Genomic DNA, 16421 nt, shown 5'->3' on the forward strand with positions numbered 1-16421 from the left:
CCTTTACCCTCTATTCATGCTATTCCGGCCACTTCTTTGAAATACATCACAAAATAAAATATTCCACGCGGCAAAAAACGACGCCCTGTTGGCTATTTTTTGCTGGCGACAAGCCAAATGAAAAAGCACACCGTATTCGCAAAGATTCAACTTATTGCGTAATACGGAGCAGAAAATGGCAAACGTGCAGGAGTGGCAAACACTCGCCAACAAAGAACTCAGTCGACGGGAAAAAACCGTTGAGTCCCTGGAAAAACAGACGGCGGAAGGGATTGCCATCAAGCCGCTGTACACCGAAGCGGACCTCGATAATCTGGAAGTAACAGGCACCCTCCCCGGTCTGCCGCCTTACGTGCGCGGTCCACGCGCCACCATGTATACCGCGCAGCCGTGGACCATTCGCCAATACGCCGGTTTCTCTACCGCCAAAGAATCCAACGCTTTTTACCGCCGCAACCTCGCCGCCGGGCAGAAAGGGCTTTCCGTCGCCTTTGACCTTGCCACCCATCGTGGTTATGACTCAGACAACCCGCGCGTGGCGGGTGACGTCGGCAAAGCGGGTGTGGCGATCGATACCGTCGAGGATATGAAGGTACTGTTCGACCAGATCCCGCTGGATAAGATGTCGGTATCAATGACCATGAACGGCGCTGTGCTGCCGGTGCTGGCGTTTTATATCGTCGCTGCTGAAGAACAAGGTGTAACGCCGGAACAGCTCACCGGGACCATTCAGAACGATATTCTGAAAGAGTACTTGTGCCGCAACACCTATATTTATCCGCCAAAGCCCTCCATGCGCATTATAGCCGACATCATCGCCTGGTGTTCCAGCAATATGCCGCGCTATAACACCATCAGCATCAGCGGTTATCACATGGGCGAAGCCGGGGCAAACTGCGTACAGCAAGTGGCGTTTACACTGGCTGACGGTATTGAATACATCAAGGCCGCACTTTCCGCCGGGCTGAAAATTGATGACTTCGCACCGCGTCTGTCGTTTTTCTTCGGCATCGGCATGGATCTGTTTATGAACGTCGCCATGCTGCGCGCGGCGCGATATTTGTGGAGCGAAGCGGTCAGCAGTTTTGGTGCCACCAACCCGAAATCTCTCGCTCTGCGTACCCACTGCCAGACGTCCGGCTGGAGCCTGACTGAGCAGGACCCCTACAACAACGTGGTGCGAACCACCATTGAAGCGCTCGGCGCCACGCTTGGCGGTACTCAGTCCCTGCATACCAACGCCTTTGATGAAGCGCTCGGTCTGCCCACCGATTTCTCCGCCCGTATTGCGCGTAATACGCAGATCATCATTCAGGAAGAGTCAGAGATCTGCCGCACTGTTGATCCACTGGCCGGATCGTATTACGTCGAGTCTCTGACCGACCAAATCGTGAAGCAAGCGCGCACGATCATCAGGCAGATAGATGAGGCTGGCGGCATGGCGAAGGCGATCGAAGCCGGATTGCCTAAACGGATGATCGAAGAAGCCTCCGCACGTGAACAGTCGCTGATCGACCAGGGTAAGCGCGTCATCGTCGGGGTGAATAAGTATAAACTGGATAAAGAAGACGAGACGTCGGTGCTGGAGATCGACAACGTGAAGGTGCGCAACGAGCAAATTGCCTCGCTGCAGCATATCCGCGCTACCCGCGACAATAATGCCGTTAACGCCGCACTGTCCGCGCTAACCCACGCCGCGCAGCATAATGAAAACCTGCTGGCAGCCGCCGTCAACGCCGCCCGCGTTCGCGCCACGCTCGGTGAAATCTCCGACGCGCTGGAAGCCGCCTTTGACCGATATCTGGTTCCCAGCCAGTGCGTCACTGGAGTGATTGCGCAAAGCTACCACCAGTCCGACAAATCCGCCGATGAGTTCGATGCCATTGTTGCGCAAACAGAACAGTTTCTCGCAGAAAATGGCCGCCGCCCGCGCATTCTGATCGCCAAGATGGGGCAAGATGGTCACGATCGCGGCGCGAAAGTGATCGCCAGCGCCTACTCCGATCTCGGCTTCGATGTCGATCTCAGCCCGATGTTCTCCACACCAGAAGAGATCGCCCGCCTGGCGGTAGAAAACGATGTACATGTAGTTGGCGCCTCATCGCTGGCGGCGGGTCATAAAACATTAATCCCGGAACTGGTCACCGCGCTCAAAGGTTGGGGACGCGAGGATATATGCGTCGTCGCCGGAGGGGTAATTCCACCACAGGATTACGCTTTCCTGCACGAGCATGGCGTGGCCGCAATTTATGGCCCCGGCACACCAATGCTCGACAGCGTTCGTGATGTGTTAACCCGAATCAGTCAGCATCATGATTAACGCCGCCACGCTTGAGGATACCGTCCGCCGCTTGCGACTTGGCGAACGGGCTACGCTCGCCCAGGCAATGACGCTGGTCGAAAGTAGTCACCCGCGCCACCAACCGCTGAGTACGCAATTGCTGGATGCGATTATGCCGTTCACCGGTAACGCCCTGCGCTTAGGGATCACCGGCACGCCGGGTGCGGGTAAAAGTACCTTTCTGGAAGCCTTCGGCATGCTATTAATTCGCCGGGGGTTACGCGTGGCGGTGATCGCCGTGGATCCCAGTAGCCCGGTCAGCGGCGGCAGTATTCTCGGTGATAAAACCCGCATGACGGAACTGGCCCGCGCAGAATCTGCGTTTATTCGCCCGGTTCCGTCCAGCGGGCATTTAGGTGGCGCCAGCCAGCGTGCCCGTGAATTAATGCTGCTGTGCGAAGCGGCTGGCTTCGACGTGGTGATTGTGGAAACCGTCGGCGTTGGGCAGTCAGAAACCGAAGTCGCAGGCATGGTGGATTGCTTTATCTCACTGCAAATTGCCGGCGGTGGAGACGATTTGCAGGGCATCAAAAAAGGCCTGATGGAAATGGCGGATCTGATTGTCATCAACAAAGACGACGGTGATAACCGTACCAGCGTTGCCATCGCCCGTCATATGTACGAATCCGCCCTGCATATTCTGCGCCGCAAATATGACGAGTGGCGGCCACAGGTTCTGACCTGTAGCGCCCTGGAAAAACGCGGTATTGAGGAGGTCTGGCAGGCGATAACCGACTTTAAAACATGCATTACCGCCAGCGGTCGACTGGAAAAAGTCCGCCAGCAGCAGGCGGTGGACTGGTTACACCATCAGGCTGAAGAAGAAGCACTGCATCTGCTGTTTGCCCGTACTGATTTTGACCGCTATTTCCAGCAGACGCTACAGGCCGTCAAAAATAACGATCTGTCGCCGCGCACCGGTCTGCGGCATATCAGCGAATTTATCCAGCATCATTACTTTCACTAAAGAGAACATTATGTCTTATCAATACGTCAACGTGGTCATCATCCAGAAAGTCGCGGTTATTGAGTTCAACTACGCCCGCAAGCTCAATGCCCTGAGCAAAGTGTTTATTGACGATCTGATGCAGGCGCTGAGCGACCTCAATCGTGCGGAAATTCGCTGCATCATTCTGCGCGCACCGAGCGGGGCTAAGGTGTTCTCTGCCGGACATGATATTCATGAACTCCCCACCGGACGTCGCGATCCGCTGTCTTATGATGATCCGTTGCGTCAGATCACCCGCATGATCCAAAAATATCCGAAGCCGGTGATCTCTATGGTCGAAGGCAGCGTCTGGGGCGGCGCGTTTGAAATGATCATGAGTTCCGATCTGATCATCGCTGCTGAAACCTCCACCTTCTCGATGACTCCGGTCAACCTCGGTGTGCCGTATAACCTGGTAGGCATTCACAACCTGACGCGCGACGCCGGTTTTCACATCGTTAAAGAGCTGATTTTTACCGCTTCGCCCATCACCGCTCAACGCGCCATGGCGGTCGGGATCCTCAACCATGTTGTTCCCGCCGAGGAACTGGAAGATTTCACCCTGCAAATGGCGCACCACATCTCGGAAAAAGCGCCGCTGGCAATCGCCGTCATCAAAGAAGAACTGCGCGTGCTGGGGGAAGCGCACACCATGAACTCAGACGAATTTGAGCGTATTCAGGGCATGCGCCGCGCGGTGTACGACAGCGAGGATTATCAGGAAGGGATGAACGCGTTTATGGAAAAACGTAAACCTAATTTTGTCGGCCATTAATCACGTCCGAGGAAGGAGACGGCCATGAAACGGATGAGCGCAGAACAAGCGGCAGAAATTATCCAGCACGATGATATGGTGGCGTTCAGCGGCTTTACCCCCGCGGGTTCGCCAAAAGCGTTACCCACCGCAATTGCCCAACGCGCCTGTGAGCAACATCAGACCGGGCAGCCTTTTCAGATCCGCCTGCTGACCGGAGCATCAATTGGTGCCGCTGCTGATGATGCCCTGTCTGCGGCGGATGCCGTTTCCTGGCGTGCGCCTTATCAAACATCCTCTGGCCTGCGAGAGAAAATTAACCAGGGCCAGGTGAGGTTTGTCGATCTCCATTTGAGCGAGGTCGCACAGATGGTTAATTACGGCTTTTTTGGCGAGATCGACGTTGCCGTTATTGAAGCCTCCGCTATTGCGCCAGACGGCCGGATTTGGCTTTCCAGCGGTATTGGTAACGCGCCCACGTGGCTTCTGCAGGCCAAAAAGGTGATTATCGAGCTGAATCATTACCATAATCCGCGCGTGGCAGAGTTTGCCGACATCGTAATACCCGGCGCACCGCCGCGGCGTAACAGCGTGCCCATTTTTCATACCATGGATCGCGTGGGTAGCCAGTGCGTGCAGATAGACCCCAGGAAAGTGGTTGCGGTGGTGGATACCGAACTGCCCGATGCCGGAAAAGCGTCAGATAAAACCAATCCGGTCAGCCAACAAATTGCCGATAACGTGGTCACTTTTCTGTTGGCAGAAATGGCGCACAAACGCATTCCAGCTGAGTTTCTGCCCTTACAAAGCGGCGTGGGTAATATCAACAACGCGGTGATGGCGCGACTGGGGGAGAATCCGGATATCCCGCCCTTTATGATGTATTCGGAGGTGTTGCAGGAGTCGGTGGTACATCTGCTGGAAACAGGCAAGATAACCGGCGCCAGCGCTTCCAGTCTGACCATTTCAGCCCCGTCGCTACAGAAGATTTACGACAACATGGACTTCTTCGCCAGCCGAATTGTGCTGCGCCCGCAGGAGATTTCCAATAACCCGGAAATCATTCGTCGACTGGGGGTCATTGCGCTCAACGTTGGCCTGGAGTTTGATATCTACGGCCATGCCAATTCCACGCACGTTGCGGGCGTGAACCTGATGAACGGCATCGGTGGTAGCGGAGATTTCGAGCGCAACGCCTACCTTTCTATCTTTATGGCGCCGTCGATTGCCAAGGGTGGGAAAATCTCAACCATCGTACCGATGTGTAGTCATGTCGACCACAGCGAACATAGCGTTAAGGTGATTGTGACCGAACAAGGGATTGCCGATCTGCGCGGGTTATCTCCGATGCAGCGGGCGCACACGATTATTGATAACTGTGCGCATCCGCTTTACAGAGATTATTTGCACCGCTATCTGGAAAAAGCGCCCGGCGGGCATATCCATCACGATCTCAGCCATGCGTTCGATCTGCATCGCAACCTTCTGGAAACAGGCTCAATGCTCGGTTAGCTTGCCGTACCGTCACGATCTTCAGCAATATGCTGGAGCATGGTGGCGGTATAGCGATGATTTTTCAGCGAATAAAGAAACTCCTGCATGTACATTGGGTTACCTGGCGCATCGAAATATTTCAGCGTAGACGGGTTCACCAGGCGCCAGGCGAAATGCGGGATCACCGTCAAAAACTGCCCACGCTCCACCGCGCTAATCTTGGCCATGAAGCTGTACGGACGGTAGATAATCGTCGGGTTGATCCCACAGGGTCGCATGTAAGCATCCAGCATCGCCTCAAAGTTGGCGCGATTCTGGAAGCGCATTTGCAGCCAGGGAAGCTCGCGAAGTAGGTCCTGCGGCTGTTTTTCCTCGTAGCGCCGGGAAACGAGGAACCCCAGACGCAGCGGAGACAGTTCGCTGATCGCCAGATTTTCCAGCTCCTGCACGCGCGGAGAAACATGCTGCGGTGAGATAATAAAATCCAGTTTACGGTCGAACAGGTTATCAATTACCCCATTCTCGCTGAATTCAACGGCCTGGGCCGTCACGCCATCATACTTATCGCCAAGGCTGATCAACTGGTCAAAAATAATCGTCGGGTAGGTATTGTCGATGCCGATAACGATTTCCCGCGAGCGGCGAGAAGCGTTATGGATTTCGTTATCAATGGCAGAAAGGCGCTGATAGACGGGAAACAGTTTCTGATACAGCTCCTGTCCGGCTTTATTCAGGCTGATGTTGTTATCTTTGCGGGTAAACAGCGTATAGCCGATTTGATCTTCCAGTGCGGCAATGCTTTTACCGAAAGGTGATGCGGTCATATGTATTTTTTCTGCCGCTCTGGCGATGTTATTGGTTTGCGCCAGCAGAATGAAATTACGCATCTTTTTTGAGATAAAAATATCCATAGCATCCCCTTAAAAATCGCTATGGCCTATCCTCATTACGGCGAAAAAAAAGACCGGATGTGAAGTCTCATTTTTACAGTTGCTCACAGAAAAAACCCGGCTGGAAAGCCGGGTCTGGAACGATTACTGAGTTTTAGCAGGCGTTGAGGCTGGCTGCCCCGCCGTCGGCTCAATCTGGAAGACGACATCAACCTGATCGTCAAACTGAATAACCGGCTGTTCGTAAGTTTCCTGAGCAGAGACAGCAGGCGCGGCATCGGCTTTCATCATCCGAACCATTGGGCTCGGCTGATAATTGGAAACGTGGTAGCGTACGCTGTAAACGGGACCCAGTTTGCTGTTAAAGCCCGCAGCCAGCTGTTCAGCCTGGTGAATTGCATCATCAATTGCCGCTTTACGCGCTTTATCTTTGTAAGCATCCGGTTGGGCAACGCCCAGCGATACCGAACGGATCTCATTCAGACCTGCTTTCAGCGCGCCATCGAGCAGAGCGTTGAGCTTGTCCAGTTGGCGCAGTGTGACTTCAACGGTACGCACCGCACGATACCCTTTGAGAATACTTTTACCATTCTGGTAGTCGTAGTCCGGCTGGGTACGCAGGTTGGCCGCGCTAATATCTTTCTTCGCTATCTGGTTCTGTTCAAGGAAGGACAGATATTGCGCCACGCGCTCATCGGCCTGCTTCTTCGCTGAAGCCGCATCCTTGGCAGCAACGTTCACTTCAATTGCCAGCGTGGCGATGTCTGGGGTCGCATCCACGCTTGCCGTTCCGGAAGTCACGATGTGCGGTCCATTTGGCAACTCATTTGCCTGTACCGATAGTGCGCTGAATCCGACTAATGCCGCCAGGGCCATTATTTTGAACTTCACGGTCGTTCCTCCATGTTTCATTAATTACCCCGAAACTCAGGGCACATGCAGGCAAGCTTAGCCGATCTCGCCGCGTTGTCCATCAGACAACACTTAGTTGAACAACGCATGAACGTGCGCAACACCTTCTTTTGCCAGTTGAAAAGCGATAAACCACATCACTAATCCTACCAGCGTATTGATGATGCGCTGCGCTTTAGCAGTACGCAGACGCGGAGCCAGCCAAGCCGCCAGCAATGCCAGACCGAAGAACCACAGGAAAGATGCGCTAACGGTACCCAGCGCAAACCAGCGCTTTGGCTCCACGTCCAGTTGCCCCCCCAGACTCCCCAGCACCACAAAAGTATCCAGATAAACGTGTGGGTTGAGCCAGGTCACCGCCAGCATGGTGGCGATGATTTTCCAACGCCCCTGCTTCATTACTTCGGCGCTGGCCAGTTCCAGATTACTGCTCATCGCCGTTTTTAGCGCACCAAAACCATACCAGAGCAGAAACGCCACACCGCCCCAAGTGACCAGCGCCATCAGCCACGGCGACTGCATCAGCAAGGCGCTACCGCCAAAGATCCCCGCACAAATCAGCACTAAATCGCTTATAGCGCAGAGTAAAGCAATCATGATGTGATACTGGCGACGAATCCCCTGGTTCATCACGAAAGCATTTTGCGGACCAAGCGGAAGTATCATGGCCGCACCAAGCGCAAGCCCTTGAAAGTAATACGATAACACGTTAATTATCCCGAACTATTTCTCTTAGGAGCAGACTATAGCGCGAGAAAATCATTAGCGGAAATTGATAATTTTAATCGGAGATTAGGGAAATTAATGGAAAGGAAGTTTTGTCGGCCCGGAAAGCGAAAGCGCCTCCGGGCGCGTAATTATTCTACAGCGCTCTCTTTCACGCGTTTGAAATTCACATCCATCTGCGGATACGGGAAGCTGATACCATTGGCATCGAACTCGCGCTTAATGCGTTCCAGCACGTCCCAGTAGACGCTTTGCAGATCGCTGCTGTTGCTCCAGACGCGTACGACAAAGTTAATTGAGGAAGCCCCCAGCTCATTCAGGCGAACCGTCATTTCACGGTCTTTAAGAATGCGATCTTCCGACTGGATGATATCGGTGAGAATTTTTTTCACCTGATCGATATCGGAGTCGTAAGCCACGCCGATAATAAATTCGTTACGACGAACCGGCTCGCGAGAGAAGTTAATGATGTTCCCGGCAATAATTTTACCATTCGGGATCACTACAATCTTACCGTCAACAGTACGCATGGTGGTGGAGAAAATCTGCACGTTGAGCACGGTTCCCGCTACGCCGCCGAGATCGACATACTCACCCGCACGGAACGGACGGAACATCACCAGCAGCACGCCTGCAGCGAGGTTGGACAGCGAACCTTGCAACGCCAGACCGACGGCTAAACCTGCGGCACCGAGAACGGCGATCACCGAGGCAGTTTGCACCCCAACACGGCCCAAAGCGGCAATCAGCGTGAAAGCGATAATACCGTAACGCACCAGTGCAGAAAGGAAGTCGGCAACGGTGGCATCAATTTTACGCGCCAGCATCAGGCGGTTAACGGTATTTGATACAATGCGTGCCACGATCATACCGATAATGACAATCGCGATAGCCGCAACGATGTTGACGGCATAGCTCAACAGCAGTTCCTGGTTCCGCACCAGCCAGGTGCCCGCACCGTTTATGCTGTCGACAACATTCAAATCTTCCATTTAGTATTCCTTGGTCATGTCAAAAAAGTCATGAGATCGTTCTCACAAAAACACTTTACTAAAGGTAAACAAAAAAGGCCGAACATGCCATTTTTCAACATGATCCAATAAAAGCATTCGTAAACTCAATAATCGGTTGGCCGATCAATCATCCGCAAGAACCCGCAGACCAGTGAATCTTTCTGCTTAAAGATTTCGGCAATTTCACTGACCACCTTTCCACTACCAGCATTCTTCCAGGCGATAGAGAGCGGTGACGGCTGACGTGGATTGATTACTTCACGTGCAACCAATGCCCCAGACTCAACATAAGGACGACACATCCGCTCCGGCAAGAAACCGACCCCGAGGCCGCTTAAATGGCAGGCCAGCTTGGTGCTGAGATCCGGAACTTTGATCTCCTTTTGGCCACTGAGCAGCCAGGCAACGCGGCGCGTAAGCGTGCGCGAGGTATCTTCAATATTAATCGCCGGGTAACGACGCAGCATATCGTCTGACAGTACAGGCGCTGGGTGGCAAGCCAGAGGATGATTCTGCGCCACCACAAACTGCCAGCTGATGTCACCGAGTGGTAACAGAGAAATATTATTGGACAACGACTCCGAACCGGTGACACCAATCGCTAGCTGGAAATCGTCATACAGCAGTGAATCCCAAACGCCCATATACACTTGTCGGGAAATCTGAAAGCGGGTAAAGGGGAACTGTTGATGCAGCCAGGTCAGCAAATCCGCTGTGGTTTGCGGCTGGTACAGCAGGTTATTGATAACAATATTCACCTGCCGTTCAACGCCCGCATTGATTTGCTGAAGTTCATCCGGCATCGCATCCAGCCAGTTGAGCCACTGCCGACAATGCTCTAGCAGATGCTGTCCGGCCAATGTCAGACTGACAGTGCGCGTAGTGCGCATGAAGAGTTGAGTCCCCACCTGCTCTTCCAGCGTTTTGATACGATAGCTAATCGCCGCTGGCGTTTTATGAAGCGAGTTGGCCGCGCGGGAAAAACTCTCCGTCTCTGCAACCCAAATAAAAGTGCGTATTGTTTCCTGATCGAGCATGCATTCTCCTTGGATCGGTCCTCTGTAACCACTGTTGAGCTATTGCTATCCCTAGCAATATATCTGCTCCCGAGGTATGACCAACAGCAAGCAGATGCGCAATTGCAAAATAAGACTCACGCCCCGGTTGTAAACCGCGTATGACCTTCTGCACTGATGTAGAAAACTCTCCCACTCTGGCGCTGTTCAAATAGCTGCAACTTACTGATGTAGTGAGTTTTGCCAGTTGAACCGCCGGAGGTAAAAAAAACTGAAGTTGCTCAGAAAACCCTGCTGCATACAGTACGGCCAGCATGCCAGTTAGCATGTCATCACCGCTAGGCGTCAGCCCAGGTCCACATCCGATCAGCCAGCTCCAGTCGGGGGTCATGCCGCAATACCAACAATCAAGCTGCTTAACAACCTCGGAATAGTGCAGCATAGTATGAAGCGGTTGATTTAGCGCTCCGCAGAGGCCACTGTGGTGAGCGCACAAAGAGAGGTCGACTGGGACAATGGCGATGGAGTTCATTGGAAATTGGAGTATGCGACGCGGGCAAATTTCGATGTTCTGTCCTCGCAGGGTATTTCCTTGTTTGATTAGCCATTCAATCTGCTCCACATGGGGAAACTGCGTGGTACTCAGCAATATGCCTGTCGGCCCCATTCCTTTCCCATGACGGAGCAGCGTCAATAACTCACCGTCAGGACGGCAAAAGTTAATCGCCTGCGTAAAACGGCTATGCCGTCTCCATTCGCCATCGGGAAGTCGATAAAACCCAGCGCAGGCCAGAGCATTAATTATCTTCATAAGCAATACTCCGGGGCGGCTTTGCCGCCCCTTCGCTATCAGGCGGTGATGTGATGCAGTTCGGCCAGCGCTTCAAGCGCTTTTTCAAAACAGAGAAGCGGTGCGCGTACGGTTCCCGCCCCAACCTGACCAATCCCCGCATCTTTATGCGCGATACCGGTATTAATCAGCGGCGTAATTCCTGTCTCTACGACACGACGAACATCCAGCCCCAGACATGCCCCTTTGAAATCCCATGAAGGAATCTGGAACAGCGGGTTGTTGGCAAGATAGATCTCCGCCATCTCTTCTGAGGTTTCCAGCGCCGCGCCCATACCACCCGCGCCGACGAAGCGCGTTACGCCCGGTGCCGCAATCATTGCCGCACCGCCAATCCCCAACGTTTCAGTGATGGCACTGTCGCCGATGTCCGGATTCGCATCAGCCTGGCTATAGCCGGTAAAAAACAATCCCTGAGGCGTATTTACCGGCGCGGTAAACCAGCGATCGCCAGTTCCGCTCACGCGAATGCCGAAATCACGACCGTTGCGCGTCATAGCGGTGACCACCGAGCCTGCCTTAATTTCCGCTGCGGCATCCATCACAGCTTTACTGTAGGCCATCGCCAGGTTGAGGAAGAACTGGTCAGTGACGCTCAGGAATTGCAGCACTTCAATGATTTCCGTCTTCGGACGATCAAGACCAGCGATCACCGGAGAAAGTGTACGCAGTAACAGAGAAGAGGCGGCAATATTACGCTGGTGGAACTCATCGCCCATGGTGATGGCCTGCGCCATCATTGCTGTCAGATCGACGCCGTTTTCCATCTGCGAGAGCGCTTCCTCTAGTACTGGCGCCAGCGTGTCGCGCATCCAGCGCAAGCGCTTTTGCACGTCATCACCGTAGGCGCCAAATCGCATCACTTTGCCAATACCCTCATTGAGGTTGCAGCAGGACTGGTTACCATGCACTACGTCACGCACCACCAGCACCGGCATATTAGCGGAGGTGATTCCCCCCATCGGACCTACCGCACCAACGTGATGGCAGGGGATAAAATCAATCTCACCCTGCTCCAGCATCCGCACGGCATCTTCTTCCGTCACCGCCCAGCCTTCAAACAATGATGCGCCAATGCAGGCTCCGCGCATTGGGCCGGTCATCTCTTCCCAGGCGATCGGCGGGCCAGCGTGCAATAATTTGCGTCCAGAAGACAATTCGGCCACTGCTTCTTTTGCTGGGCGCACAGCAACCCAGTGAGGACGTGCTGCTTTAATTCGTTCGATAATGGCTTCGTTGGCCTGTGCAATAGATGAATACATATCCGTACCTCTGAACTTAATGTAACTGTTTGAGTAAACTGGCAAGACGGGCATTGCCACCGGCAACAGGCGCCCACTGATAATGCACAACCGGCGTACCGCTGCTTTGCAGATCCAGCGCAAAGCTGCGTAATCCGGCGTTAATGACCTGTACGCCGTCAAGGAGTGCGCTATGGGATGCCGGGATACTACGTTCCTGGTGATGTGTCAGGTTGACGGCGAGTAAAACTGCCTCTTCCAGCGTTTCTACCACCGCTATCCCAGCCTCGCGAAGTATCTCCGCCTGCCCACCGCGCCCCTGCGGATCGGCATCGGTTCCGGTCAGAGTGGCAATCACCACCAGCGGGGCGGCACGTTTGGCTCGCACCTGCTCTACCGCCTCAACAACCGCTCCAGCCGGGTCAGCACAGGCGCCATAGCCCAGTACAACATCCAGAAGCAGTACGCCCACATCCGGCAACGCAGCCAGTTTTTCGATCTCAATGCTGCGAGTCGTAGGGTCAATCATCGGATGCGGTCTGCCCAAGGTGTAGCTGTCGTCCCCCAGGTCGACAATGCGATGACCACCGCCTTCAAGCATCACGCCCTGGTCGTGGCTTTCGCTAACGGGTACTCCCAGCCCGGCAGAGAGCAACATAGCGGCTTCAACTGCCAACGTGCCGCCGGCGTACAGGCCGTAAATACCTTTACCTGCCACTTCAGGTTGAACCTGTCTCTGCTGCGCCACACGCATCAGCAATACCGCCAGTTGTGCAGCATCAGAAAGTGAATTCGCCAGCCAGACGTTACCTTCGCGACGCTGCTCAGGCTTGCTTCCCAGAAACAGCGCGACAACCGGTTTACCCACGTTTTGCATCGCGGCAATAATGCGGGTTCGTACCTGCGGTGACGGTGGTTTAGAGACAAATGCAATCACACGCGTGGCATCATCCGTAGCCAGCATTTCCAGTGCGGTCAATGCGCTGATACCGCCAACATCAGCACTCAGGTCGCGGCCCCCCAGACCGATGGCGTGGCTAACGCCCTGCTGGTGCAGTGCAATCTGCGAAGTAATTTCCTGAATCCCAGTGCCTGAAGCGCCAATCACGCCAATCCCGCCTTCAGGGAGTACGTTGGCGAAAGCTAATGGACTTCCGGCTATCATCGCCGTTCCGCAGTCTGGCCCCATGACGAGAAGCCCGCGCTCGCGCGCCAAGGTTTTCAGCTCAACTTCTTGCTCCAGCGGTACGTTATCGGAAAAGAGCATCACGTTTTTGTTCGCCAACAATCCCTCTTTGGCAACGGACGCGGCATACTCCCCAGCGACCGATATCAGCAACAGATTAGCCTGAGGCAATTTCTGGCACGCACTTTCGAAGCGACGTGCTTTAACCAGTTGATGCGAACTCCCCGACGCATTGGTAATCGCGTTCAGCTCTTTTTCCAGCTGCTCACGGATCAAATCCAATATCCCGGGCTCTTCGCCTTCGGTTCGGACCGCGACACAAATATCGTTTGGCGTGGCGTCAGCAAAGTCGTCGTGCCAGAATCCGGTGGAATCCAGCATCGATTTATTGGCTGGCGTTCCCATCATGACTGAAACCTGATCGACTTCCGGGCGTTCACTGAGTTTTCGGGAAATGATCATCAGGCTGACGGAATCCTGAAAACTTCCCTTTTTAATAAAGGCGTAAATCATTACCGCTACCTCTTTATGTGCGTTTTTCTTTTAAAAACAGCATTGCAACTAAACCGATAGCCAGCAGAGTGGCTGAAACATAAAAGCTGGAAGCCAGGCTTCCGGTCATATCACGTGCCGCGCCGGCAATAATGGGGGCAAGAATAGATGAGCTCATGCCGATGAAATTAAATAAACCAAATGCGGTGCTATAGTTATTTTCATCCACGCTGTCAGCAACCAGAGCAACCAGTACTGGATCAAGCGCCAGTTTACCCACCAGACCATAGACACACAGCGCAATGATTACCCCTGTCATATTCGGCATCCAAATAATTGACAGCATGCTGATAATCGCTATTGGCACCAGGAACATAATTAATGGCTTACGTTTGCCTAATTTGTCAGACAGGCTAGAGAATAACAGCGCGCCAGGAATTGAAATCCAGGCCACCAGCGAAGAGATAAATCCGGTTTCGCTACCAGCGATTCCACGCTCATTTTGCAGATAATAGGGAAGCCAGGTCAGGATAACGAAGAAACCGAACAGGCTACAGAACACCATTATATAAGTGATAATTAAGTTACGATTTTTCAGCAGGTCGCTGAACTTACCTTTTTTCACCGGCGCGCCATCGACGTCAGCGGTGCGTTTTTTCTCTTTCACGAATAGCCAGATTGCCACCCCGACCAACACAGAGGGAACCGCCATCGCATAAAACGGCATACGCCATGAATATCCCTGGTCGTATACCAGCCAGCTTGAGGTCATCAAACCCAGCGCAATACCAAAGGCCATACCACTGTTGATGATCGCACTGCCAAGAGAACGATATTTCTTCGGGATCTGCTCGGAAGAGAGACCGTATTGCGGACCGTAGTAGGTTCCTTCTCCAGCCCCCGTTACCACACGAGCAAATAGCAGTGTATACCAGCTTTTCGCCCAGCCGGTTACCGCGGTGAAAACACCAAATAGAATAAATCCTGGAACCAGTACTTTTTTCTTACCAATTTTATCGCCCAGAATTCCGGCTGGAACCTGAAGCAAAGCATAAGAAAAATAGAATACGGAATTAAGAATACCTAACTGTGTGCCGCTTAAACCAAATTCCTTTTCTAATTCGCCCATCACCGGATTGAGCACCGTACGGTCGGCGTACATAAAAATCCATCCGAGCCAGAACAGGAAAACGGTGACCCACCAGGCCGGTATTCCCTTTTTCTTTGTGGCCTCAGCCACTTCATATGAACCAGACATAAGCAATCTCCCGGTAATAATTACCGCTGAATACCCCATGTTACCTGACACGATACGTGAGGTTTGATGTTTTAACTGCGCCTACCTTATCGGGGTAAAAATGCATTTCATTTGAACAAAGTCACACAAAATCCATTGTTATAAATTCCTGGGAACTGACCATAGCATTATTAAAAAAAGTCTAATAATCATTTTCAAAGCAATTTAAATAAAAAGACTTAAATAATAATTAATTATCGAGTTATTTTTGTAGATATTTGACCTGTCGTTCCCATCACATAATAAAGGTAATAAAACGCTATTTTGACCGCGAGATAATTTGCATAATGAGGTCCTCAATGAAAAAGAGAATTGTCATTGCTCTTGGCGGCAATGCGTTATTACAGCGCGGAGAAATTTTGAGCGCAGAAAACCAGCGGCGGAGCATTCAGGTATTTGCTGAGATGGCAGCCGAATTAGCCCGTGACTATCAGTTGGTCATTGTTCATGGTAACGGCCCTCAGGTTGGCCTGCTGGCGCTACAGAATGCAGCATACAAAGAATCCCCGGCCTGGCCGCTGGATATTCTGGTCGCGGAAAGCCAGGGAATGATCGGTTTCGCTATTACTCAGGAACTGGCGTCATCCGCGGGCAACTCTCCCGTCACAACGCTTATGACCCGGGTTGAGGTGGATCCGCAGGATGAAGCCTTCTCAGCTCCCGGTAAGTATATTGGCCCCGTGTATCAACCGGATCAACAGGCTGAGCTGGAAGCACGCTATGGCTGGCAGATGAAAACCGATGGGCAATATATTCGCCGCGTGGTTCCCTCACCAACTCCGCTGAAAATTCTCGATAGCGACGCCATCCGTACGCTGATGGATGCGGGACATACTGTGGTTTGCTGTGGCGGCGGCGGCATTCCGGTTATTGCACAGGGTGATGGTTACCAAGGAACCGAAGCCGTCATTGATAAGGATTTGACTGCTGCCGTTCTGGCACAATCCATCAACGCCGACCATCTGCTGATCCTGACAGACGCCGATGCCGTGTATGAAAACTGGGGAACTCCGCAAGCACGTGCACTACGACATGCTACCGTAGAGGAACTTACGCCATTTGCTGCACCTGATGGTGCGATGGGGCCTAAAGCGGCGGCGGTGATGCAATTTGTCAAACAGACCGGCAACGCGGCATTTATCGGCGCTCTGAAAGATGCTCCGCAGATTCTGGCCGGAGAAAAAGGCACTTGCGTGACACAGTAAACCGCGAAGAACAAAA

Annotated in this window: 14 protein-coding genes; 5 read left to right on the forward strand and 9 right to left on the reverse strand. The window is 53.0% G+C overall.

Annotated elements, in window-relative coordinates; translation table 11 throughout:
• The first annotated feature begins 175 nt into the window (after window positions 1-175).
• The 4 genes from scpA to On2M_RS19785 are packed head-to-tail and all read left to right on the forward strand — an operon-like array spanning window position 176 to window position 5595.
• Window positions 176-2320, forward strand: a complete 2145-nt coding sequence (gene scpA / locus On2M_RS19770) for a methylmalonyl-CoA mutase (protein ID WP_151218327.1) — start codon at window positions 176-178, stop codon at window positions 2318-2320.
• On the forward strand, window positions 2313-3308 hold the full coding sequence (meaB, locus tag On2M_RS19775) for a methylmalonyl Co-A mutase-associated GTPase MeaB (RefSeq protein WP_151218328.1): 996 nt from the start codon (window positions 2313-2315) through the stop codon (window positions 3306-3308). The genes scpA and meaB overlap by 8 nt, the downstream gene beginning before the upstream one ends.
• Window positions 3309-3318: 10 nt before the next feature.
• Entirely contained in the window at window positions 3319-4104 is a 786-nt protein-coding gene (gene scpB / locus On2M_RS19780; RefSeq protein WP_005123332.1) for a methylmalonyl-CoA decarboxylase, read from the forward strand.
• Window positions 4105-4128: 24 nt separating this feature from the next.
• Complete coding sequence (locus On2M_RS19785) at window positions 4129-5595, forward strand: acetyl-CoA hydrolase/transferase family protein (RefSeq protein WP_187253176.1); 1467 nt, start codon at window positions 4129-4131, stop codon at window positions 5593-5595.
• Here On2M_RS19785 and On2M_RS19790 read toward each other — a convergent pair.
• From On2M_RS19790 to On2M_RS19830, 9 genes are all read right to left on the reverse strand, one after another.
• Window positions 5592-6488 carry a LysR family transcriptional regulator gene (locus On2M_RS19790; RefSeq protein ID WP_151218329.1) on the reverse strand — a complete coding sequence of 299 codons (897 nt, stop codon included), beginning with the start codon at window positions 6486-6488 and terminating at the stop codon, window positions 5592-5594. The genes On2M_RS19785 and On2M_RS19790 overlap by 4 nt on opposite strands.
• A gap of 123 nt (window positions 6489-6611) precedes the next feature.
• The gene (locus tag On2M_RS19795) at window positions 6612-7358 is read right to left on the reverse strand and encodes an oxidative stress defense protein (protein ID WP_151218330.1); all 747 of its coding nucleotides are present in this window, start codon (window positions 7356-7358) and stop codon (window positions 6612-6614) included.
• A 93-nt stretch (window positions 7359-7451) separates the two neighbouring features.
• Window positions 7452-8087 (reverse strand): arginine exporter ArgO, encoded by a 636-nt coding sequence (gene argO / locus On2M_RS19800; protein ID WP_003027005.1) that lies wholly within the window; start codon window positions 8085-8087, stop codon window positions 7452-7454.
• Window positions 8088-8236: 149 nt separating this feature from the next.
• Window positions 8237-9097: a small-conductance mechanosensitive channel MscS gene (locus tag On2M_RS19805; RefSeq protein WP_151218331.1), complete on the reverse strand. Its 861-nt coding sequence runs from the start codon at window positions 9095-9097 to the stop codon at window positions 8237-8239.
• Window positions 9098-9222: 125 nt separating this feature from the next.
• Complete coding sequence (allS, locus tag On2M_RS19810) at window positions 9223-10155, reverse strand: HTH-type transcriptional activator AllS (protein WP_151218332.1); 933 nt, start codon at window positions 10153-10155, stop codon at window positions 9223-9225.
• The gene (locus On2M_RS19815; protein WP_187258976.1) at window positions 10073-10945 is read right to left on the reverse strand and encodes a DUF2877 domain-containing protein; all 873 of its coding nucleotides are present in this window, start codon (window positions 10943-10945) and stop codon (window positions 10073-10075) included. Before On2M_RS19815 ends, allS begins: the two co-directional genes overlap by 83 nt.
• Before the next feature lie 38 nt (window positions 10946-10983).
• Window positions 10984-12246 (reverse strand): DUF1116 domain-containing protein, encoded by a 1263-nt coding sequence (locus tag On2M_RS19820; RefSeq protein ID WP_151218333.1) that lies wholly within the window; start codon window positions 12244-12246, stop codon window positions 10984-10986.
• A gap of 16 nt (window positions 12247-12262) precedes the next feature.
• The gene (locus tag On2M_RS19825) at window positions 12263-13924 is read right to left on the reverse strand and encodes an acyl-CoA synthetase FdrA (protein WP_210905347.1); all 1662 of its coding nucleotides are present in this window, start codon (window positions 13922-13924) and stop codon (window positions 12263-12265) included.
• A 13-nt stretch (window positions 13925-13937) separates the two neighbouring features.
• Complete coding sequence (locus On2M_RS19830) at window positions 13938-15161, reverse strand: MFS transporter (protein WP_151218335.1); 1224 nt, start codon at window positions 15159-15161, stop codon at window positions 13938-13940.
• 338 nt (window positions 15162-15499) lie between these two features.
• Between On2M_RS19830 and On2M_RS19835 the strand changes: the two genes are divergently transcribed.
• The gene (locus On2M_RS19835; RefSeq protein WP_151218336.1) at window positions 15500-16405 is read left to right on the forward strand and encodes a carbamate kinase; all 906 of its coding nucleotides are present in this window, start codon (window positions 15500-15502) and stop codon (window positions 16403-16405) included.
• Window positions 16406-16421 lie beyond the last annotated feature (16 nt).

The organism is Citrobacter sp. On2M (genome assembly GCF_018035235.1).
Lineage (GTDB): Bacteria > Pseudomonadota > Gammaproteobacteria > Enterobacterales > Enterobacteriaceae > Citrobacter > Citrobacter meridianamericanus.